This is a genomic window from Pyxidicoccus sp. MSG2 (assembly GCF_026626705.1).
GTDB lineage: Bacteria > Myxococcota > Myxococcia > Myxococcales > Myxococcaceae > Myxococcus.
Genome location: NZ_JAPNKC010000001.1, coordinates 3,773,491 through 3,795,487, shown reverse-complemented (window position 1 = coordinate 3,795,487; position 21,997 = coordinate 3,773,491). Strand labels below are relative to the sequence as shown.

The 21,997-nt window shown below is 71.5% G+C and carries 15 protein-coding genes; 8 read left to right on the top strand and 7 right to left on the bottom strand.

Annotated elements, in window-relative coordinates; all coding sequences use genetic code 11:
* Positions 1-51 precede the first annotated feature (51 nt).
* Positions 52-1,698, top strand: a complete 1,647-nt coding sequence (locus OV427_RS14305; RefSeq protein ID WP_267856654.1) for an acyl-CoA synthetase — start codon at positions 52-54, stop codon at positions 1,696-1,698.
* 41 nt (positions 1,699-1,739) lie between these two features.
* Here OV427_RS14305 and OV427_RS14300 read toward each other — a convergent pair whose 3' ends face one another.
* Both OV427_RS14300 and OV427_RS14295 read right to left on the bottom strand, forming a co-directional pair.
* Entirely contained in the window at positions 1,740-2,345 is a 606-nt protein-coding gene (locus OV427_RS14300; RefSeq protein ID WP_267856653.1) for an imm11 family protein, read from the bottom strand.
* A gap of 24 nt (positions 2,346-2,369) precedes the next feature.
* The gene (locus tag OV427_RS14295; RefSeq protein WP_267856652.1) at positions 2,370-3,302 is read right to left on the bottom strand and encodes an AHH domain-containing protein; all 933 of its coding nucleotides are present in this window, start codon (positions 3,300-3,302) and stop codon (positions 2,370-2,372) included.
* A 166-nt stretch (positions 3,303-3,468) separates the two neighbouring features.
* Here OV427_RS14295 and OV427_RS14290 point away from each other — a divergent pair, with 166 nt between their 5' ends.
* Together OV427_RS14290 and OV427_RS14285 are read left to right on the top strand one after the other, a co-directional pair.
* Entirely contained in the window at positions 3,469-4,269 is an 801-nt protein-coding gene (locus OV427_RS14290) for an Imm49 family immunity protein (protein ID WP_267856651.1), read from the top strand.
* The gene (locus OV427_RS14285; RefSeq protein WP_267856650.1) at positions 4,269-5,435 is read left to right on the top strand and encodes a hypothetical protein; all 1,167 of its coding nucleotides are present in this window, start codon (positions 4,269-4,271) and stop codon (positions 5,433-5,435) included. The genes OV427_RS14290 and OV427_RS14285 overlap by 1 nt, the downstream gene beginning before the upstream one ends.
* Before the next feature lie 10 nt (positions 5,436-5,445).
* Here OV427_RS14285 and gndA read toward each other — a convergent pair whose 3' ends face one another.
* From gndA to OV427_RS14260, 5 genes are all read right to left on the bottom strand, one after another.
* Complete coding sequence (gene gndA / locus OV427_RS14280; RefSeq protein ID WP_267856649.1) at positions 5,446-6,870, bottom strand: NADP-dependent phosphogluconate dehydrogenase; 1,425 nt, start codon at positions 6,868-6,870, stop codon at positions 5,446-5,448.
* Between the two features lie 32 nt (positions 6,871-6,902).
* Complete coding sequence (gene pgl / locus OV427_RS14275; protein WP_267856648.1) at positions 6,903-7,574, bottom strand: 6-phosphogluconolactonase; 672 nt, start codon at positions 7,572-7,574, stop codon at positions 6,903-6,905.
* Entirely contained in the window at positions 7,571-9,112 is a 1,542-nt protein-coding gene (gene zwf, locus OV427_RS14270) for a glucose-6-phosphate dehydrogenase (RefSeq protein WP_267856647.1), read from the bottom strand. Before zwf ends, pgl begins: the two co-directional genes overlap by 4 nt.
* A gap of 205 nt (positions 9,113-9,317) precedes the next feature.
* Positions 9,318-10,217, bottom strand: coding sequence for an FkbM family methyltransferase (locus OV427_RS14265; RefSeq protein ID WP_267856646.1), 900 nt, complete (start codon positions 10,215-10,217; stop codon positions 9,318-9,320).
* 60 nt (positions 10,218-10,277) lie between these two features.
* Positions 10,278-12,152, bottom strand: a complete 1,875-nt coding sequence (locus OV427_RS14260) for a hypothetical protein (RefSeq protein ID WP_267856645.1) — start codon at positions 12,150-12,152, stop codon at positions 10,278-10,280.
* Between the two features lie 130 nt (positions 12,153-12,282).
* On the opposite strand from OV427_RS14260, the gene OV427_RS14255 reads away from it, so the two are divergent.
* The 5 genes from OV427_RS14255 (at position 12,283) to OV427_RS14235 (ending at position 21,985) form a co-directional block, all read left to right on the top strand.
* Positions 12,283-13,008 carry a lysophospholipid acyltransferase family protein gene (locus tag OV427_RS14255; protein WP_267863425.1) on the top strand — a complete coding sequence of 242 codons (726 nt, stop codon included), beginning with the start codon at positions 12,283-12,285 and terminating at the stop codon, positions 13,006-13,008.
* Positions 13,009-13,039: 31 nt separating this feature from the next.
* Complete coding sequence (locus OV427_RS14250; RefSeq protein ID WP_267856644.1) at positions 13,040-13,822, top strand: PhzF family phenazine biosynthesis protein; 783 nt, start codon at positions 13,040-13,042, stop codon at positions 13,820-13,822.
* Positions 13,823-13,934: 112 nt separating this feature from the next.
* Entirely contained in the window at positions 13,935-16,646 is a 2,712-nt protein-coding gene (locus OV427_RS14245; protein WP_267856643.1) for a PQQ-dependent sugar dehydrogenase, read from the top strand.
* 291 nt (positions 16,647-16,937) lie between these two features.
* The gene (locus tag OV427_RS14240) at positions 16,938-18,179 is read left to right on the top strand and encodes an exonuclease SbcCD subunit D C-terminal domain-containing protein (protein WP_267856642.1); all 1,242 of its coding nucleotides are present in this window, start codon (positions 16,938-16,940) and stop codon (positions 18,177-18,179) included.
* Positions 18,176-21,985, top strand: a complete 3,810-nt coding sequence (locus OV427_RS14235; RefSeq protein ID WP_267856641.1) for an AAA family ATPase — start codon at positions 18,176-18,178, stop codon at positions 21,983-21,985. The genes OV427_RS14240 and OV427_RS14235 overlap by 4 nt, the downstream gene beginning before the upstream one ends.
* Positions 21,986-21,997 lie beyond the last annotated feature (12 nt).

The following is a 21,997-nucleotide window of genomic DNA, read 5'->3' as shown; positions in this document are numbered from 1 at the left end:
GGGGGGGCACGTGGCAGGCTCCTGGGTGAGGTCCTTCCCCAGGAGTGACTCATGCCCCCATCCGCCCCGCGCAACCCGCGCGACTACGAGGCCACCCGCCGTGACTTCCGGTGGGAGCGGCCCGAGCACTTCAACTTCGCGGCGGACGTGGTGGACCGGCACGCGCGCGAGCGGCCAGACGCACTCGCGCTGCTGTGGTCCAACGAGGCGGGGCGGGAGCAGCGCTTCACGTGGGAGGACGTGCGGCGGCACTCGCTGCACGCCGCGCGCTTCCTCACGGGCCTGGGGCTGCACAAGGGCGACAGGGCCTTCATCATCATGCCGCGCGTGCCGGAGTGGTGGTTCCTGGTGCTGGGCTGCATCCGCGCCGGCATCGTCTTCATGCCCGGCACGCCCATGCTCACCGTCAAGGACATCCGCTACCGGCTGGTGGCCGCGGACGCCAACGCCGTCATCGCCGACGTGAGCTGCCTGGACCGCTTCGAGGGGCTCGCCGGCACGGGCCGGGTGGAGACCTGGGTGGCGGTGGGGGAGGGCGCGCCGTCACCGTGGGTGCGCTACACGCCGGGGGCGGCGGGTACGGGCGCGCACGGAGAGGGCTTCGCGCCCACGCGCGCGGACGACCCGATGCTCATCTACTTCACGTCCGGCACCACCGGCATGCCGAAGATGGTGCTGCACACGCACGCCAGCTACGGGCTGGGGCACGTGATTACCGGGCGGTACTGGCTGGACCTCACGCCGGACGACAGGCACCTGACGCTGAGCGACACCGGCTGGGCGAAGTGCGCGTGGGGCAAGCTCTTCGGGCCGTGGAGCCAGGGCGCGTGCAACGTCGTCTACGACTTCCGCGGCCGCTTCGAGCCCGCGAAGCTGCTCAAGGTGCTGGAGTCGCAGAAGGTGACGACCTTCTGCGCGCCGCCCACCGCGTGGCGGGCGCTGGTGCTGCAGGACTTGAAGGGCTTCGATTTGTCCTCGCTGCGGCACACGGTGAGCGCGGGCGAGCCGCTCAACCCCGAGGTCATCGACACGTGGAAGGAGGCCACGGGCCTGCACATCCGCGAGGGCTACGGGCAGACGGAGACGGTGGTGGTGGTGGGCATGTTCCCCTCGGTGGAGCCGCGCGTGGGCTCCATGGGCAAGCCGTCGCCGGGCTTCACGGTGGGCGTCATCGACGACGCGGGCCGCGAGGTGGCGGACGGGCAGGAGGGCGACATCGCCGTGCGCGTGGCGCCGGAGCGGCCGGTGGGCCTGTTCCACGGCTACCTCAACGACGAGGGTGCCAACGCGGCCTGCCGCCGGGGCGACTGGTACGTGACGGGAGACCGGGCGGTGCGGGACGCGGACGGCTACTTCTGGTTCGTGGGCCGCGCCGACGACGTCATCAAGACGTCCGGCTACCGCGTGGGCCCCTTCGAGGTGGAGTCCGCGCTGCTGGAGCACGCCGCGGTGGCGGAGTCCGCCGTCATCGGCGTGCCGGACGACAAGATTGGCCAGCGCATCAAGGCCTACGTGGTGCTGGCGCCCGGGCACTCCGCGTCCCAGGAGCTGGCGAAGGAGCTCCAGGAGCACGTGAAGCACACCACGGCGCCGTACAAGTACCCGCGCGACATCGAGTTCGTCACCGAGCTGCCCAAGACGGTGAGTGGGAAGATTCGCCGCGCGGAGCTGCGGTCCACTCCGCCGAAGTCGGGGTGACAGCGCACCGGGGCGCGTGCCGGGGGGGCAGGGCCCCTTCGCTAGGAGCTCCGCGCCCCAGACGCCTTCGAGGGGACCTGGTCCAGCTCTTCGAAGACGAAGTTGGTGACGCGCGGCTGGATGCCCTTCAGTTCCTGGAGCACCCGGTCGCTCATGACATACGCGTACGAATCTTCGCGCACCCGGAAGAGGTCCGGCGCGTCCTGGAGCTTCGCCGGGTCGAGCACGAAGTTGCGGACGCGGACCACCTTGTCCTGGTTGTACACGATGTCCGAGGCCTCCTGGTTCAGGCAGTCCACCGTGCCCAGCGGGTTGAGGATGAAGTGGTCCGGGGAGGCGACGCGCTTCTTGTGGTTGTAGATGGCCACGGGGAGGTACTCCACGGGCCCCCGGTTCACCCGCGCGAAGGCGTCCTTGACGCGCTTGCTGGTCACCAGCATGCCGCAGGTGTTGCCGACCAGGTCGGGGACCTGGATGCCCTTGTACCGGTCGGCCATGTAGATGCGTGCGTCCGCCGGGTAGTCCGCCCCTACTTCCTTGCCGTGCCCCAGCTTGTAGCTCTTGATGCCGAGTCCCTCGGGGGGAGCATCGAGGAAGCAGAAGGCCGGGTCTTCATCGGTGTCCAGGTAGATGAGGTAGTAGAGCATCCGTACGCGTTTCCGTGTGGCGGGTTAGAGCCGGCCAATCTTCTTGAGGACCTGGGTCGCCTTCTTGTCCAGGGAGGGACCGGTGCCACCTGGCTTGCCCCAGTTCAAGTGCATCTGCAGGAGCAGCTCCGACAGGTCTTCCAGCTTCGACTTGTCGAGGTCCACGTCCGGGATTTCGTGCTCCTCGCCCGGCTTGGGCTTCGCGCCGTCGCAGATGCTCTTGTAGTCGTCGATGATCTTGTTCAACCCCATTTCGACCTCCTTGACCATCGCGCTGTAGATGGGGTGGTCCGTGCAGCTGGCCGCCAGGGAGGGCGCGTCATCATCCTTGAGCTGGATGTGTCGCGGCAGGTTGAGCAGGGCCGCGACCTCCCGGTCCTGGGGAATCATCAACATGTTGCGCTTGTGATTGACGTTGTATTTGGCCTTGAGCAGGGCCTTCTGCATGATGTTGCTGACCTTGTACTCCTGCTCCAAAATCTTCTTCTCCAACGTCCCCTTGGGGATGAGGTGGTGGGCGTTGTTCCAGTAGGGCCAGGTGTCCTGGGTGAAGTTGTAGCCGGCGGGGATTCGCACCTTCGACTTGTCGAAGGTCCTGCGCCGGACGGACTTCAACGGACCGCGGACGTCCCAGTCACCCGGCTCCGGGATGGCGAGGTGGGCGCAGTAGCGGTCGGGCGTCATGCCGCCCTTCTTGGCCTGGTAGGCCGAGGTCTCGATGCGGCGCTCGGGCAGATTGTCGTTGTAGCTGTGCAGCCGGGACTTGATGTCGCCGTTCGAGTCCGCCTGCTCGTGGCCCTGATACCGGTAGTTGCAGGAGACCTTGTTCTTGAAGTCCTTGAAGTCCGCTGAGTGCCCCGTGAGACAGGCGCCTCCTTCCGTCGTGTTCTTCTGGATGTCATGGAGCGTGTCGAGCTTCGCGTCTCCAAAATGACCAGAGTCCTTGCTCTTCGACATGAAGTGGCCTCGGGGCTGCGTGTGTCCGAGCCACGAGTGTTCCGGAACGACGAGAGAGCGTCAAGCAAGCGGGCCTCGTGGAGAAGACAGGTGACGGCCCCAGGGAGTACGCTGTGGGGCCGCGGGCCGCCGGCTCGGGAAAACGCCAACAGGCGAGCTGTGAAACATGAAGCCGAACTTCCTGCCCATCGCCATCAAGAACTCGGGTGTCGCCCTCGAGGAGGTGCTCCCGCACGTCATCAAGGCGGCGCCCGAGCTTCGCTACTATCAGCACGTCTGCATGCTCTACCGCCGGCTCGCTGTCGGCTCGTTGTTGGCGACGAGCGACCCGCGTCCCTTCTTCACGTACCTCTTCAAGAGCTCCCGGGCCTTCGTGCACTTCCTCCGCACCGCGCCCGAGAAGGAGAAGCTCACGTCGAAGGCCGAGGCCTTCTTCGACGCCGTCGCCTGCGGGGATGACGAAGCGACGCGGGAGATGGCCTCCCTCTGCCCACCGGCGCCGGATACCACGCGGGAGTACGAGGAGGACTTCTTCGCCGTGTGGCTGCCGATGGCCTATTTCTTCGGGAACGTCCCCCGCCAGTCCCTGCAGCCGCAGCTGGAGCGCTTCGCGAAGCTGGCGGAGGAGAACCCCGACCCACGCCTCGACATCTGCCGTGGCCTCCTGGACGCCGATCAGCGCTTGTTCGACCAGGGACTGGAAGGCCTCATCGAACAGAAGGTCAAGGCCTATGAGAAGGCTCGGCGATTCGAGGAGCTGAACGCCGATGAGGCGGCGACCACGGCGCATGTGTCCACGGAGGTGCTGGCGCTGCTGGAGCTGGCCCGGCGGGCCCGGCTGTCCGTGGCGCCGGAGCATCCCCTCGCGCCCGGCATCGCCCGGAAGTTCCACCTCCGTCAGCTCCCGGCACCGCAGAGCTGGCAGGTCCCCGAGTCGTTCCGTTCCCTGCCGAAGCCGAGGCGCTGATGTCATCCGCGAGTGGTCTGGTCATCAGCGGTCTGGGAATGGTGTCCAACCTGGGGTTCGACGTGGTGACCACCAGCGCGGCGCAGCGGGCGGGACTGATTGGGCGTCATCCCCTGACTGGCTACACGTCATTCGACCAGGGCGAGCTTGAGGCTCCCGTGCCCGGGGCCCCCATCAAGGGCTTCAGCGAAGGGTTCATCCAGTCCGGTGCCTGGGTCCGTCTGGCGTCCACGGCCTTGGAGGACCTCGTCCGTTATGGGAGGCTGCCGGGGAGCGAGGACTCCCGCTTCTGGGCGGGCACGGGCGTCGCCTGGGTGCTTCCTGAGGTCTCGTTCGAGCGATTCCTCTGGCCCGAGCCGGAGGTCCCCTCGCTGTTGTCGAAGTACTGCGCGGAGCTGCTGGCGGACCTGTCAGGGCTGCCCCTGCGGATGATTCCCAACGGATTCATCACCAGCGGCGCCGCGGGGGCCGCCATCGCGATGAGTCACATCCAGGAGCTCTTCCGCGAGAGCCGCCTGGAGCGCGTGCTCCTGCTGGGGGCTGATTCGTGGCTGGACCACCTCAGCATGAGCCAGCTCATCCAGCAGGGGCGGTTGAAGACCGCCGAGCGTCCCGTGGGCTTGTGTCCGGGAGAGGCCGCCGCGGGCGTGCTGGTGGAGAAGGCCTGGCCCGCGCAGCAGCGAGAGGCCCGGGCTGAAGCCCGAATCCTCGCCGCGGTGCGAGGGCCCGCGCCCGAGCCCCTGGAGGTGGACGATGAAGACGCTCCCCCGCGCTCCCGGAGTCACCTCGCGCCCGGGTGGGGACGCAACCTGGCCACCGCGGTGAAGACGGCCCTGGGGGCGGCGGGGCTGCGTGAGCCCTTCCGGGGAGAGCTGCTCCTGGACCTCAATGGCGAGGAGTGGAAGGCACGGGTCTGGGGTCATGCCCAGCAGTTGCTGCACGAGCACGTCGACTTCAGCGCGTCACGGGCCGTGTTTCCCGCCGTGTCGTTCGGCGACATCGGCGCGGCCAGTGGGGTGGCCGCGCTTTGTCTCGCGACCCGCTCCTTCACGCGGGGCTACGCCTCTTCGAACCGGGCCCTCATCTGCTCCATCTCCGACAACGGAGAAACCGGCGCGCTCGTGGCCGAGGGCTTCCCGCACCCCCGGCCTCGCATGCCCTGGTGAGCACCGCGCGCTATTTGTTCCACTCCGTGTGGACGAAGCCGGCCTCGGGCCTGTCGCGGCGCTGGTACGTGTGCGCGCCGAAGGCGTCGCGCTGCGCCTGCGTGAGGTTCTGAGGCAGTTCCGGGCTGCGGTAGCTGTCCATGTACGCCAGCGACGCGCTGAACACCGGCACGGGGATGCCCGCCTTCGCGGCCACGCCCACCAGCCTGCGCCACGCGGGAGCCATCTTCTCCAGCACCGGCGCGAAGGCGTCCGACACCATGAGATTCGGCAGGGCCGGCTGCTTCTCGAAGGACTCGCGCAGCGGCGTCAGCAGCTTCGCGCGGATGATGCAGCCGCCCCGCCAGATGCGCGCCATCTCCGCCAGGGAGATGTTCCACTTGTACTCGGTGGACGCCGCCTGGATGAGCCGCATGCCCTGCGCGTACGTCACCACCCGCGCCGCGTAGAGCGCGTCATGTGCCCAGGATGCGAGCTGCGCCTTCTCCTCCGCCGACAGCGCCTCGGTGGGGCCCTTCAGCTTCGCGCTCGCCGCCACGCGCTCGTCCTTCATGACGGACAGGTTGCGCGCGTCCAGCGCCGAGGCGATGGAGGGCACCGGGACGCCCAGGTCCAACGCCACCTGCACCGTCCACTTGCCCGTGCCCTTCTGGCCCGCCTTGTCCAGCACCAGGTCCACCAGCGGCCTGCCCGTCTCCGCGTCCTTCTTGCGCAGCACCTGGATGCTGGTCTCCAGCAGGAAGGACTCGGCGATGCCCTGGTTCCACTTGGAGAACAGGTCCGCCACCGCCTCCGCGCTCAGGCCGAGGCCCCGGCGCAGCACGTCGTACGTCTCCGCCAGCAGCTGCATGTCCGCGTATTCGATGCCGTTGTGCACCATCTTCACGAAGTGGCCGGCGCCGTCCGGCCCCACGTGGGTGACGCACAGGCCGGACTCCGCGCGCGCGGCGATGGCCTCCAGCACGGGGCGCACCAGCGCGTACGCCTCCGGCGGGCCACCCGGCATGATGGACGGGCCGTGGCGCGCGCCCTCCTCACCGCCCGACACGCCGATGCCCAGGAAGTGCAGTCCCTTCGTCTTGCACAGCTCCTCGCGGCGGCGCGTGTCGAGGAACCAGGAGTTGCCCGCGTCCATGATGACGTCACCGGGCGACAGCAGCGGGAAGAGCCGCTCCATCATCTGGTCCACCGCCGCGCCCGCCGTCACCATCAGCAGCACCCGGCGCGGGCGCTCCAGGCGCTGGACGAACTCCTCCAGCGACGCGGTGCCCTTCAGCTCCTCGTGGCCGTACTTCTTGTGCATCTCGTCGATGCGCTCGGTGTGGCGGTCCCACGCCGTCACCCGGAAGCCGTGGTCCGCGATGTTGAGGGCGAGGGCCGCCCCCATGACTCCCATGCCCGCCACGCCGAACTGCGCGCCCGCTGTGTCACCCATGGTTCCTCCAGAAGTCCTGTCCCGCCTGCCGCTCACCGTCCGGCGGCGGCCGGGTCCAGCATCCACTGCGTGTTCGTCACCCGTGCCGCCGGCAGGGACACGTCCCCCGCCAGCGCCCGGCGCACCGCTTCCGCCTTGCCCGCGCCCGCCACCAGGTTGAGCACGGCGCGCGCCGAAAGCAGCACCGGCAGCGTCAACGTCATCCGCCACGGCGGCGGCTTGGGGCCCACTATCGCCAGCACCCGCCGCTGCTGCTCCTCCAGCGCCGGGTGGCCGGGGAAGAGGCTGGCCGTGTGCCCGTCCGGCCCCATGCCGAGCAGTACGACATCCAGCACCGGCGGGAGCGTGGCCTCGTACTCTCGCGCGGCGGTGTCGCGGTCCTCGCGCTCACCCTGCATGCGGAACACCTGCGAGGAGGGCAGCCGCAGCGGCTTGAGCAGCGTGTCCTCCACCATGCGGTAGTTGCTGTCCGCGTGGTCCGGCGGCACGAAGCGCTCATCCACGAAGAAGACGTCCACCCGCTCCCAGGGAAGCTTCGCCTCCGCGAGCGCGCGGTACGCGGGGACCGGCGTGCCGCCGCCGGACAGGGCGAGGCTGGCGCGCGGGCGCGTGGCGAGCGCGTCCCGGAGCGAGCGCGCCATCCACGCGGCGGCCTCCTGCGCGAGCGACTCGGAGGGGACGATGTGCGGTGGGGCGAAGCTCATAGCGGTGTCCACCTGCGGCCGCTGCGGGCCAGCAGGGCGGCGGCGGCGTCCGGGCCGGACGTGCCGGGCGCGTACGGATGTATCTCGCCGCCCTCGCCGGACTCCAGCGCCTGGAGGATGGGCGTCACGTAGCTCCACGCCTGCTCCACGCTGTCCTGCCGCGCGAAGAGGGTGGCGTTGCCGCGCATGCAGTCCAGCAGCAGCCGCTCGTACGCCTCCGGCACCGGCTTGGCGAAGCTCTCCGCGTAGTTGAAGTCCATGGTGACGCCCGCGATGCTCACGTCCTCACCGGGCACCTTGGACTCGAAGGACAGGGCGATGCCTTCCTTCGGCTGGATGCGCAGCGTGAGCACGTTGGGCTGCAGGCGCTGGCACGTGGCACCCTCGCCGGCGAAGAGGCCCACCGGCACCGACTTGAAGTGGATGGACACCTCCGTCAGGCGCCCCTTCAGGTTCTTCCCCGCGCGCAGGAAGAAGGGCACGCCCTGCCAGCGCCACGAGTCCACGTTCATCTTCATGGCCACGTACGTGGGCGTGCGCGAGTCGGGCTTCACGCCCTTCTCCTGGCGGTACCCCTCGTACTGGCCCGCGACCACCGCCTGGGTCACGTCGCGGCCCTCGAGCGGGCGCAGCGCGCGGAACACCTTGTTCTTCTCGTCGCGGATGTCCTCCGCGCCGAAGGACACCGGCGGCTCCATGGCGCACAGCGCGAGCACCTGGAGCAGGTGGTTCTGCACCATGTCCCGGATGACGCCCGTCTCGTCGTAGAAGCCGCCGCGGCCTTCCACGCCAATCTTCTCCGCCGCGGTGATTTCCACGTGGTCGATGTGGTTGCGGTTCCACAGCGGCTCGAAGATGGCGTTGGCGAAGCGGAAGACGAGGATGTTCTGCACCGTCTCCTTGCCCAGGTAGTGGTCGATGCGGAACACCTGCTTCTCGTCCAGCACCGCGGACAGTTGGCGGTTCAGCTCGCGCGCGCTCTCCAGGTCGTGCCCGAAGGGCTTCTCGATGACCAGCCGCCGCCAGGACTTCTGGTGGGGCTGCTCCTGCCGGGGCAGCAGGCCGGCCTGGGCGAGGCCCTGGAGGATTTGCGGGAAGGTGGAGGCCGGTGTGGCCATGTAATAGAGCTGGTTGCCGTCGGTGCCGTGGCTCCTGGCGACCTGCTCCAGCTTCTCCTTCAGGCGGGCGAAGGAGGACGGGTCGTCGTAGGCGCCGGAGACGACCTCCAGCCGCGGGGCGAAGCGCTTCCAGGTGGCCTCGTCCAGCGGTTGCGTGCGGGAGAACTTCTGGAGGCCCTCCTTCACGTGCTCGCGGAAGGCGTCCCCCTCCAGCTTGGAGCGGCTGTACGCGACGACGGCGAAGTGGTCCGGGAGGAGGTTGGCGCGGGCCAGCTCGAACAGCGCGGGGAACAGCTTGCGCTCGGCCAGGTCCCCCGTGGCGCCGAAGATGACCACCGTGCACGGGTCCGGACGGCCCGCGCGCACCACCGGGTCTCCTTCACGGGGATGGGTCTCGATGTGCAGCCCCTGCGCGTCCATGCCGCTGCCTCCTCGGGGTTCGACTGGGGCGGGCACCTTCGCCGCCTTCGTCGCCGCCGGGCAAGATGAGAGTGCGCGCAGTGACGAGGGCGTGACGTCCGCTCCGACCGGGGAGTGACCTGGACATCAGTCCCCACCCGCGCTTTCCGCCCTCTGCTAACGGGCGGACCGTGCGGGCGCCAGCGGGACGTTCAAATGTCGTCGTTCAGGGCAGGCAGAGCAGCTGGTACCGCAGGGTGTCGCGCTGCTTCACTTCGGACAGCTCCACGCGGCACTGGCGCTCGATGCTGTCGAAGGGGGACAGGCGGTTGAGCACGCGGGCCACCCGGCCCTGCCGCGCCTTGAAGTCGTCCGGCGACACGTAGGCGCGGATGTTCCGGTAGTGGCCTTCGAGCAGCTCGCAGACGCGGCGCGGGTCTCCCCGGGGAAATTCCCCGCGGCCGTGCACCTCGATGTAGAGGATGGGCTTGTCGCGCCGGGACAGCACGTCCTTCATGCCGTTGAGCACGTCCAGCTCGAAGCCCTCCACGTCAATCTTCACGAAGTCCACGCGCGGCACGCCGTGCTTCGCGATGAAGCCGTCCAGGGTGACGACGGGGACGGAGATGCCGGGCGCGCCGTCCTCGGGGACGTGGCCGTTGAGGCCGGGGGCGAACGTCAGCGTGCCTTCCTGGGAGCCCACCGCGGCCTGCACCGCGTGGCAGTTGTCCAGGCCGTTGCGGCGCAGGTTGGCGTCCAGCTCCTCGAAGTTGTCCGGCTCGGGCTCGAAGCTGTGGAGCTGCCCGTCCGGGCCGATGCGGCTGCGCAGGTACAGGGACAGGTAGCCGATGTTGGCGCCCACGTCGAAGGCCACCATGCCCGGCCGCACGTGCGGGGCGATGAGCACCAGGTCCGACAGGAACTTCTCGCCCTGGAGATACAGCAGCAGGTGCGTGGTGCTGCGGTGGGCCCGCAGCGAGACGTCATAGCCGAACAACTGGCGCTCGACCTCCAGCGGCCGCTGCCCGTTGAGCCCCAGCAGCAGGCGCGCGGTGCGCAGCTGGCTGAACGGGAAGAAGCTGTGGGCAATGCGGGCGGCCTGGAGGGCGGGCTTGAGCGGGAGCATGGGGTTCACTCGGGTTCTAGGGCACCGCGCGCCGCCTGAGCAAGAACGGGCGGCCAGCGGTCATCCGCCCGGTTGCAGTGGGAACACGCGGGCGCGCAGCGCCTCCGTCCTCCGGCGCCGGTGTGCGTCGCCCCTGTCGAGCAACGTGGCCAGCGAGTAGTGGCGCAGCGCGGGGACCAGTTTCCCCTCGCGCTCCAGCGCCTTGCCGCGCTCCTCGGCCAGGTCCGCGAGCCGCTCCCGCGTGTCACCGTCCGGCAGCGCGCTCCACGGCTTGTAGGCGAAGACGCAGCGCCAGCGCTTCAGGCCCCGCTCCGCCTCACCTTCCTGGATGTCCTGCTCGAACAGACGGGCGAGCGCCTCACGGTCCGGTGCCAGGGCCGCGTCCTTGCCCCCGGGACAGCGCGGGTCTTCCCTGTCGGTGAGGCCGTTGAGCAGCCAGTGGTCGCTGCCCATGGGGTGGAACTGAGACATGAGCTGCTGGAACCCGCGCAGGTGTCCGCTGGGGCCGTGCGCGTCCAGCAACACGGGAGGTCCCTCCGAGACGAGGTAGTCCTCCAGCGCCGGGTAGTTGCCCGCGTGGTGCGCCAGCGCGTAGTCCGCCAGCCCCGCCACGTCGATGACCTCCGCGTGGCGCAGCACCATCGCCTGCCCGCCCAGGTCCGGGTACCCCACCAGCGGCCGCGCCTGCCCGAGCCTGTCCGCCATCTCCTTCACGTGGCGGAAGCGCTCCGCGATGAAGTCGTACGGAAGCTCCGGCGAGGCCTTGATGCGCGGCGCGCGCAGCACCGACGCCTTCAGGGCCGGCACGCCGAGGAAGAGCGCACCCAGCCCCGCCACGGCCACCACGCCCCGCGCCGGCCACGTCCACCGCGCGCCCCGCTCGCGAAGCCAGGTGGCCCACGCGCGCACGCCGGACAGTCCCGCCGCCACGCCCACGCCCAGCAGCGGCACCAGCGGCGCGAGGAAGCGCCACTCGCGCATCCAGTCGCCGGAGCGCCACGCGAAGTACCCGCCGCTGGCGAGGAAGAGCGCCGCGAGCGCCGCCGTCCTCGCGCGCGCGGCGCCTCCCGCCAGGCCCAGCAGCACGCCCATCACCGCGAGCTGGCAGAGCCGCTCGTGCTCCGCGAAGTAGTTGCGCACGTAGCCGGGCCCGTCGAACTGCCAGAGCTTCTTGGCGTAGTACGTGTTGGGCAGGAGGTCCGCGAAGTACACCCAGCGCACCAGGAGCCACCCGCCCACCAGCAACAGCAGCCACAGCGCGATGCCCAGCGCCTGCCGTCCCGTCCAGCGCCGCTCCAGCGCGCGGTGCACGAGCCAGAGCGCGCCGGCCGCGGCGGTGTAGAGGATGCCTTCCGGACGCGTGAGGCACAGCAGGCCCAGCGCCAGGCCCGTGCTCGCGCCCGTCCCGGTGCGCAGCGCTCGCAGCAGCAGCACTCCGGCCGCGGCGAGGAGGAAGGACTGGAGGCCGGTCTCCATGCCGCTCGAAATCCACGAGGCGTACGTGGCGCTGGAGGCGGCCACCCATGGCGCGGCGGCGTCCTCCAGGCGCGGGGCGCGGCGCTCCGACGCAGGGCCCCACAGCGCGAAGAGGGGCAGCGCCAGCAGGCCGAAGATGATGCCCAGCGTGTGCGCGTACGTGTCCGGCGGCAGGCCCAGCGGGTGGCTCAGCCCCAGCAGCAGCGTCCAGAGCGGATTGGAGAAGCCCTCCACCGGCTGTGAGGCCGGAGTGACGCGCAGGCCTCCGCCGCTGAAGAAGGTGTGGCCGTACGCGATGGAGATGGCCGCGTCGTCCACGATGGGCACGGCCATGTAGCCGCAGAGATAGGCCAGCGCCGCCACCGCCGCCAGGACGAGGCCGGCCGTCAGCCACGTCTCCACGCCGGACGTGGGCCGGGCGGGGAGAGGGCCAGTGGCCGGGGGGGAGGACAGCTCCATGCACGGTGCGTGTATGTCAGGAACCCCGGGGTTTCCAGTCGCGAGTGATGCCGGGCAGGCGTCCTCGGGCGGGGCGGGGAGGCCCTGGAGCGCCGGGGGGGCGGATGATGCTATGCCCTGGGCCCTCGCCATGAAGTACGCCGTCACGCTCTGGTTCTGGCTCGTCTTCGCGCTGACCGCCCCGGTGCTCTTCACGCTGGGGGCGCTGCTGCTGCTCGTCACGTATCCCTTCGACAGGGACCGCCGGCTGCTGCACTCGCTGGTGTGTCGCTGGTGCCATGGGCTGTGGCTGCACCTGTCCCCGGGCTGGCGCACGCGCGTGGAGGGCCGCGAGCTGCTGCCGCGCGGGCCGTGCGTGCTGGTGGTGAATCACCAGTCCGCCGTGGACATCCTGGCCGTCATGGGCCTGCGCTACCCGTACAAGTTCGTGGCCAAGGCGTCGCTGTTCTCCCTGCCACTGGTGGGGTGGATGATGTCGCTGCTGGCCTACGTCCCCATCGTTCGCGGCACCTCCACCGCCCTGCACCAGTTGATGGACCCGTGCCGGAAGTGGCTGCGCCGGGGCATGCCGGTGCTCATCTTCCCGGAGGGCACCTACTCCACCGGAGGCCAGCTGCTGCCCTTCAAGCGCGGCGCGTTCCAGCTGGCGCTGGAGGAGCACGTGCCGGTGGTGCCGGTGGTGGTGGAGGGCACGCCGGAGCTGCTGGACGGCGATGGCCCCTGGATGCACCCGCGCGCCTCCATCCGCGTACGGGTGCTGCCGCCGCTGCCGCCCGAGACGTTCGGCCCCGACCCGGTGGCGCTGGCCTCACGCGTGCGCTCGCTGTACGAGCAGACCCTGTCCGCCACCGGCTGAGCCGGCGGGGCGGTGAATGAAAGGAAGCCCCATGCGCCTGCCCCTCTTCCAGGTGGATGCCTTCACCTCCCGCGTCTTCGGCGGCAACCCCGCCGCGGTGTGCCCGCTGGACGCGTGGCTTCCGGACGCGGACCTGCAGGCCATCGCCCTGGAGAACAACCTCTCCGAGACGGCCTTCTTCGTCCGCGAGTCTGGCGGCCTCCGGCTGCGCTGGTTCACCCCCACGCAGGAGGTGGACCTGTGCGGCCACGCCACCCTCGCGGCGGCGTGGGTGCTCTTCCACCGCCGGGAGGTGGGGCTGGAGCGCGTGGAGTTCGCCTCGCGCTCCGGGCCGCTGGTGGTGACGCAGGAGGCGGATGGGTGGCTGGCCATGGACTTCCCCTCGCGGCCGCCCACGCCGTGCCCGGTGCCCGCCGGGCTGGTGGAGGCGCTGGGCGCGGCGCCGCGTGAGACGTTCGCCTCGAGAGACCTCGTGGCCGTCTTCGACTCGGAGGAGCAGGTGCGCGCGCTTCGTCCGGACCTGGCGCGGCTGGCGACGCTGGACACCTTCGCGGTGGTGCCGACGGCGCCGGGCAGGGACGTGGACTTCGTGTCGCGCTTCTTCGCGCCGCGCGCGGGCGTGCCGGAGGACCCGGTGACGGGCTCCGCGCACTGCTCGCTGGTGCCGTACTGGGCGAAGCGCCTGGGCAAATCAGCGCTCTCCGCCCGGCAGGTGTCCGCGCGCGGGGGTGAGCTGCGCTGCGAGGAGCGAGGCTCTCGCGTGCGCATCGCCGGTCAGGCCGCGCTGTACCTGGAGGGCTTCATCAGTTGGTGAGGCGTTGCGCCGGCAACCGGATTGTAAAAAGCCGACGAAGGTGCAGCACGGCATGGGCGCGGACAAGATGACGGACTGAAGCCGCGCTTCCCGTGCGTTAGCTTCGTCGGTCATGCGTACCCCCCTCATGACATCGCTGTTGTTCCTGCTCTGGTCTTCCCCCTCATGGGCGGCCTCGGTGCCTGCCGGCTTCACGGAGACGGCCTACACGTCCAGCGCGCTGTCACCCGCCACGGGCATGGCGTGGGCGCCGGATGGCTCGGGCCGCCTGTTCATCATCCTCAAGAATGGCGTGGTGCGCACGGTGGCGATGAAGGACGGCGCCCTGGAGACGCAGTCGGGAACGAATACGCCCATCTCGCGCGTGTTCGCGACGGAGCTCAACGTCCACACCAACAGCGAGTGCGGTCTCATCGGCATCGCGTTCGACCCGAACTACGTGGTCAACCGGTACGTCTATTTCTTCGTCACCGTCTCCGCCTCCGAGCAGCGCATCGTCCGCTACACGGATGCCAATGGCGTGGGCACCGCGCGCACGCAGGTCGTCACCGGGCTGCCCACCGTCGGGCAGAATCATGACGGCGGAGGCCTGGGCTTCGGCCCGGACGGGAAGCTGTACTGGTCCATTGGCGACCTGGGTAACGGCACTGGCGTGGATGCCGACCTGACGTCGCTCGCGGCGAAGGTGGGCCGCGCCAACCTGGACGGCACGCCCGTCAACGACAACCCCTTCAACGACGGCGTGGGCCCCAACAACGAGTACATCTGGGCGCGCGGCTTCCGCAATCCCTTCACGCTCACCTTCCAGCCGTCCACCGGGAAGCTGTGGAGCAACACCGTGGGCACGGGCTACGAGCAGGTCTTCGTGGTGGGTAGGAGAAACCACGCCGGCTACAACGACTACGAGAACAACCAGCCCACCACCAACGATTACATCCAACCCGTCATCAAGTACCGCACCAACAGCGTCGACACGCGCAACCTCACCGGGGCCGGGGCGGTGCGCAGCGGGGGCGTCACCACCTTCACCACCACCGGGGCGCACGGCTTCCGCAAGGGCGAGAAGCTCACCCTCGCGGGCGTGGGCAACGCGAGCTTCAACGGCACCTTCTACGTCGCCAGCGCGCCCGCCGAGCCCACCGCCACCACCTTCACCGTGGCACAGCCGGGGCAGCCGGATGCGAGCAGCGGAGGCGGCACCGCGACGACGCAGGCGCTGGGCGGCTCCCTCACCGGCGGCACCTTCTATGACGCCACGCTCTTCCCTCCGGAGTACCGCGGCAACTTCTTCTTCGGCGACTACAACTCCGCGCAGGTGACGCGCGCCACGCTGGCGGCGGACAACTCGGTGGCCACGGTGGACGAGTGGGGCACGGGCTTCTCGGCGAACGTGGACATGGCGGTGGGGCCGGACGGGGCGCTGTACGCGCTCGGGTACACCAACGGCACCGTGCGCCGCATCGTCCCTTCCGCGCCCGGGCAGAAGCTGGTGGTGTCCGGGCTCAACCTGCGCGTGGTGGAGGGCGGGCGCACCGCCTTCACCGTGCGCCTGGCCCAGGCCCCCACCGCGGCCGTCACGGTGCAGGTGACGCGGGCCCTGGGGGGCTCGGAGGACCTGAGCGTCGTCGGTGGCGGCTCGCTCACCTTCTCCCAGACGGACTGGAGCGTTCCCCGCGTGGTGACGCTCGAGGCGGTGGAGGATGTGGACGCCGTGGAGGACGTCGCCACCTTCACGGTGACGGCGGCGGGGCTCGGAGAGGAGGCGGTGGTGGTCACCACCATCGACAACAACGCCCCGAGGCTGGTGCTGTCCTCCTCGCAGGTGTCCGTCCCGGAGAACGGCACCGCCACCTTCGACGTGTCGCTGTCCAAGCAGCCCTCGGGCAACGTCACCGTCAACGTGGCTCCCACGCAGGGCGACGCGGACATCACGGTGCAGGACGGGGCCTCGCTCTCCTTCACGGCCGGGAACTGGAACACGCCGAGGACTGTCACCCTGGCGGCCGCGCCAGACGCGGACGGCCTCGGCGGCGTCGCCACCATCACCGTGGCCGCGCCGGGGCTGGATGCACGCTCGGTGGTGGCCACGGAGGTGGATGACGAGCCGCTGGCCCCCATCATCACCTCCACGCCCATCACCACCGCGGTGGTGGGAAATCCCTACCGCTACGACGTGGAGGCGGAGGCCCGGCCGGCCCCGACGTACTCGCTGGTGGGCACGGTGCCGGCGGGGATGGCTCTCGACGCGGCCACGGGCCTGCTCTCCTGGACGCCCTCGGCGGCGGGCTCGGTGGACGTCGTCGTGCGGGTGAGCAACGGCGAGGTTCCGGACGCGGAGCAGTCCTTCCGCATCACCGTGAAGACGGACGAGGCGCCGCGCGCCGTCCTCACGCGCCCCCAGGAGGGTGAGCGCGTGTCCGGCGGCGCCACGGGCGAGTTCTTCGGTGACTGCGTGGACGACGTGGGCTGCACGCGCGCCGAGTTCTACGTGGACGGCGTGCTGCAATACACGGACACGCGCACGGACAACCACTTCCACTTCGGCGGCGAGCACAACCGCTGGGACACCACCGGGCTGACGCCGGGCGGGCACCTCGTCCGCTTCGTCGTGGTGGACACCGCGGGGATGCAGTCCGAGGTGCAGGTGACGGTGTGCGCCGGTGACGGGAGCTGCGCGCTGTCACAGCCGGACGCGGGGACGGGTGAGCCGCAGGAGCCGGGGGACGACAGCGGCTGCGGCTGCGGCGCGGCCCCGGTGGCGCCGCTCGCGTGGCTGGCCCTGGGCGCGCTGGCGCTGCGGCGGAGGCGGGCGCGCGGGGGGTGAGCCGCCTCGCTCGGACCGACGTTCGGGCGTGAAGCCGCTGGCACGCGGACAGGGTGCCAGCGCGGCCGTCGAAGGTGTCCGGGCGTGAAGGGTACCTACACCCCACGTCCGTTCGGGTGGCAGGACCCGCCAGGGGAGTCGCCTTCGTAACTGCGCGAACTTCCAGGAACTTGCGCGCATGTCAGAGGGAGCGAGTAAGGGAGCAAGCGCCTGCCGCTTGGAGCGGGTGGCTTCCCCAGGGGAGGCTGCCCGCGGCCCTTGCGCCGCGGGGCGAGGGAGGGTGGACGCGGGATGCGCCTGTTGCACACGTCGGACTGGCACCTGGGGCACACGCTGTACGACGTCTCGCGAGAGGCGGAGCACTCGGCCTTCCTCGACTGGCTGCTGGACACGCTGGAGGCGCACGCCGTCGATGCGCTGCTGGTGGCCGGCGACATCTTCGACACCGCCAACCCCGGCGCGGATGCGCAGGCGGCCTGGTACCACTTCGTCGCGCGCGCCCGCAGGCGGTTGCCCCGGCTGGACGTGGTCGTCATCGGAGGCAACCACGACTCGGCCGCGCGGCTGGACGCGCCGGACCCGCTCTTCGCCGCGCTCGGCGTGCGCGTGGTGGGCGGCCTGCCGCGCGCGCGCGGGGAACTTGAGTTGGAGCGACTGCTGGTGCCACTGCACGACGCGAAGGGGCACGTGGGCGCGTGGGTGGCGGCGGTGCCCTACCTGCGGCCCGCGGACCTGCCGCCCGTGCCGGTGGAGGCGGGAGACCGATTGGTGGAGGGCGTGCGCGCGGTGTACGGCGAGGTGCTGTCCGCGGCGCGGCGCAGGCGCCAGTCCGGACAGGCGCTGGTGGCCATGGGCCACTGCTACATGACGGGCACGGAGCTCTCCGCGCTCAGCGAGCGGAAGATTCTGGGTGGCAACCAGCACGCGCTGCCGGTGGACCTGTTCGCGGAGGACGTGGCGTACGCGGCGCTGGGCCACCTGCACAAAGCGCAGCGCGTGGGCGGGCGCGAGGGAGTGCGCTACAGCGGCTCGCCGCTGCCACTGTCCCTGTCGGAGGCGGGCTACCGGCACCAGGTGTTGCTGGTGGAGTTGAAGGGTGACGCGCTGGAGGGCGTGCGGCCGCTGACGGTGCCTCGCACCACGGACATGGTGCGCGTGCCCGCGCGGGAGGCGGTACCGCTGGAGGAGGTGGTGTCGCTGCTGGAGGCACTGCCGGAGCGCGAGGAGGGCTCGCCGGAGTGGACGCGTCCCTACCTGGAGGTCTGCGTGGCGCTGCCCCGGCCTGAGCCGTCGCTGCGGCAGAAGGTGGAGAAGGTCCTGGAGGGCAAGGCGGTGCGACTGGTGAAGCTGACCCCGGCGTACACGGGTATCGGCGGCGCATTGGCCGAAGCGCAGCCGGGCCTGTCCCTGAAGGAGCGCACGCCCGAGGACGTCTTCCGCGCGCGCTACGCGAGGGACTTCCAGGAGCCGCCGTCCCCGGTGCTGCTGGAGGCCTTCCACACGCTGCTGGCCGAGGTGGAGGAGGCGTCATGAAGATTCTCGCCATCCGCGGCTCCAACCTGACGAGCTTCGCGGGCGACTTCGCCCTCGAGTTGGACCGGCCGCCGCTGGACAGGCTGGGCCTGTTCGCGATTACCGGTGCCACGGGGGCCGGGAAGAGCACGCTGCTGGACGCGATGTGCCTGGCGCTGTTCGACCGCACGCCCCGGCTGGGCGGGCGTGGCGGCGCGCCGGTGGGCCGGGCGGATGAAGAGGAGGAGGCGCGGCTGTCGGCGTACGACGTGCGCGGCATGCTGCGGCGCGGGGCGGGCGAAGGCTACGCCGAGGTGGACTTCCAGGGAAAGGACGGGAAGCGCTACCGGGCGCGCTGGTCGGTGTGGCGCGCGCGCAGCCGCGCGGAGGGGCGCTTCCGGCCGCAGGAGATGACGCTGACGGAGGTGGCCAGCGCGCAGCAGTTCGGCCGCACCAAGGGCGAGGTGCTCGCCGCGATTCAGGAGCGGCTGGGGCTGTCGTTCGACCAGTTCCGCCGCTCGGCGCTGCTGGCGCAGGGCGAGTTCGCGGCCTTCCTCAAGGCGGATGCCAGCGAGCGCGCGGAGTTGCTGGAGCGGATGACGGGCACGGAGGTGTACAGCCGGCTGTCCGTCGCCGCGCACGAGAAGAACCGGGCGGAGCAGGAGGAGCTGACGCGGCGGGCGCAGGGACTGGCGGCGATTGCCCTCATGTCCGAGGCGGACCGCGAGGCGGCGCAGGCGCGGCTCGGCGAGGAAGCCGGGGCGCGGACGGCGGCGGAGTCGCAACTGGAGGCGGCGGAGGGGGCGGCGGCCTGGCACTCGGAGCGGGTGGGGCTGCTGGGGGCGGAGCTGTCGGCGGAGACGAAGGCGGCGGAGGCCGCGCAGGCGCTGGAGGAGGCGGCACCCCGGGCGGCACGGCTGGAAGAGGTGCGCGCGGCGGAGTCCTTCCGCGGCACGGTGGCGGCGGCGGAGGGCGCGGAGCGGCGGTGGACGGAGGCGGAGGCCGCGCAGGGGGCTCGGGCCTCGGAGGCCCAGAAGGCGCTAGCGGAGTCGGCGGCCCGGAAGGTCGTGCTGCGGGACGCGGAGCGGGCGAGGACGGGGGCGCAGGACGCGGAGGTGGCGGCGAGGCCCGCGCTGGAGGCGGCGGCGGCGCTGGATGCCCGGCTGGCCGTGGTGGCGCGGGAGGCGGAGGAGGCGCGCGGGCGCGCGGAGACTTCGCGGGGGGCGGCGGGGACGGCGAAGGCGGAATTGGAGTCGGTGCTGGCCCGTGAGGCGGCGGCGCGCACGGAAGGCGAGGGCGCGCGCAGGTGGCTGACGGAGAAGGCGCACTGGGTGGCCCTGGCGGGCGAGTGGCCCCGGTGGCAGCGCGAGCTGGAGCGCTACGAGACGGCGCTGGGCGAGGGGCGGAAGGCGCGCGAGGAGGCCGGGCGGCTGCGCGGTGACGTGGACCGGCTGCGCGGTGACGTGACGCTGCGGCGGGAGGAGAAGGCAGCGGTCGCCGAGGCGGAGGAGATGGCGCAGGCGGCGGCCACACACGCGGAGGCCGCGGAGGGTGGAGAGGCGGGCGCGGCACGGCGTGCGCTGCGCGAGACACTGCTGGCGCGGCAGGACGTGCTGCGGGCGCTGGAGGTGGCGCGGGAGGGGCTGACGTCTGACGGAGCGGAGGAGCGCGCCGCCGAGGGCGAGGCCACGAAGGCGAAGGCGGAGGCGGAGGCCGCGGAGGGGGTGGCTCGGGAGGCGGCGGCGCGGCGTGCGGAGCGCGAGGCCGCGCTGAAGGAGGCGCGGCGGGCCCTGTCGATGGCGCAGGCGACGCAGAGCTATGCGTCCCACCGCACCCTGCTGCGCGAGGGCGAGGCGTGCCCGCTGTGCGGCGCCACCGAGCATCCGTATGCCCGCGAGGTGTCCGCGCTGGACGGGTTGGTGGCGGAGTCCACGGCGCGCGTGGAGACGCTGGAGACGGAGCGGGCCGAGGCCAGTCGCACCGAGATGGAGGCCAGCGCGAAGGGCGCGGCGGCCCGTGCTCGCGCGGGCCAGGCGGAGGCTCGCCGCGAGACGGCCGCGGCCCGGTGCGCGGAGCACCGCGCGGCGTGGGGCGGGGCGCGCGGGAAGTGGCTGCGCTCGGTGGCGGGGGCAGGGCAGGGCGCGGCGCATGACGCGTCCCTGGCTCCCGAGGCGGGTGAGACCACCGAAGCGGGCGCCTGGCTGCGAGCGGCGCGCGCCGAGGTGCAGGAGCGGCTCGCCGCGCTCAAGGCCGAGGAAGAGGCCGCGGAGGGACTCGCCCGCGCGGCACGCGAGGCCCGGGCCGCGCTGGAGACGCAGCGCACGCGGCGCGAGGCGGCGGCGGAGATGCTCCGACGCGCCGAGGAGTCCCTCACCCGGGCGGAGGGCACGCTCAACGAGGTGCTGGCCCGCGTGGAGGCGGCGGAGGCCCTCCGCCGGCAGGTGCTCGCGGACGTGGCGCCCGTCTTCTCCCAGGACGAGGGCTGGGAGGCGAAGCTGGAGGCGGACCCGGCCACCTTCCGGGGCAACTGTGCGAAGCGCGTGGCCCTGTGGAAGACGAAGGAAGAGGCCCGGCTGAAGGCGGAGGCCCGCGAGGCCGAGGAGCAGAAGCACCGCGCTCGCGCCCAGGGACTCGTGGACGTCAGCACCCAGCACGCCGAGGAGCACGCGAAGCTCGCCGCGCTCAAGGAGGAGGAGCGGAGCGAGGTGGCCCGGGCCCGCGCCGCGCTGCTGCACGGACGCTCCACCGAGGACGTGCGCGCGGAGCTGCGCGCCCGGCTGGACGCCGCGGTGGAGTCCTTCGAGCGCGCCCGCGAGGCCGCGGAGGCCGCGAAGCAGGCGGAGCGCGTGGCCACCGCCCGCGCCGAGGACGCCGTGCGCGCGCGCACCGAGGCCGTCGAGGCGAGGGAGTCCGCCCGCGCCGCGCTGGCGGAACAGCTCTCCGCCCGTGGCACCACCCTGGACGCGGTGAAGGCGCTCCTGGCCCACGACGCCGCGTGGTGTGAGGCGGAGGCGCGCGCCCTGTCGGCGCTGCGCGAGACGCTCGCCCAGGCGCGCGCGGTGCTGGCCGAGCGGCGGGAGCGGCGCACGCGGCACGAGGAGTCCGGCCCACCGTCCCTGTCCGAGGCCGAGGCGCTCCCCGCCCGCGAGCGGCTGCGCGCCGACGTGGAGGCCCGCCGCCGCGCCGAGGCCACGCTGCGCGCCCGCCTGGAGTCCGACGACGCGGCCCGGGCACGGCACGGCACGGAGGCCGCGGCCCTGGAGGAGCGCCAGCGCGAGACGGAGGTCTGGAAGGCGCTGGGGGAGCTCATCGGCTCGCATGACGGCAAGCGCTTCAAGGTGTTCGCCCAGAGCCTCACGCTGGACGCGCTGCTGTTGCACGCCAACGCCCACTTGAGGGAGCTGGCGCGGCGCTACCGGCTGATGCGCGTGCCGGGGCACGATTTGGACCTGCAGGTGGTGGACGGGGACATGGGCGACGAGGTGCGCAGCGTGGCCAGCCTCTCCGGCGGAGAGAGCTTCCTCGTGTCGCTGGCGCTCGCGCTGGGGCTCGCCTCGCTGTCGTCCGAGACGACGCAGGTGGAGACCCTCTTCATCGACGAGGGCTTCGGCACGCTGGACCCGGAGACGCTGGAGGTGGCCCTGGCCACGCTGGATGCGCTCCAGGCCACGGGGCGGCAGGTGGGCATCATCTCCCACGTCAGCGGGCTGGCCGAGCGCATCGGCGTCCAGGTGCGCGTGGTGAAGCAGGGCGGAGGCCGCAGCCGGCTGGTGGTGGAGGGAGACCCGGGCATGGTGCCGCCCGCGGTGGGACAGCAGGTGGCGTGAGGCGCGGGGCCT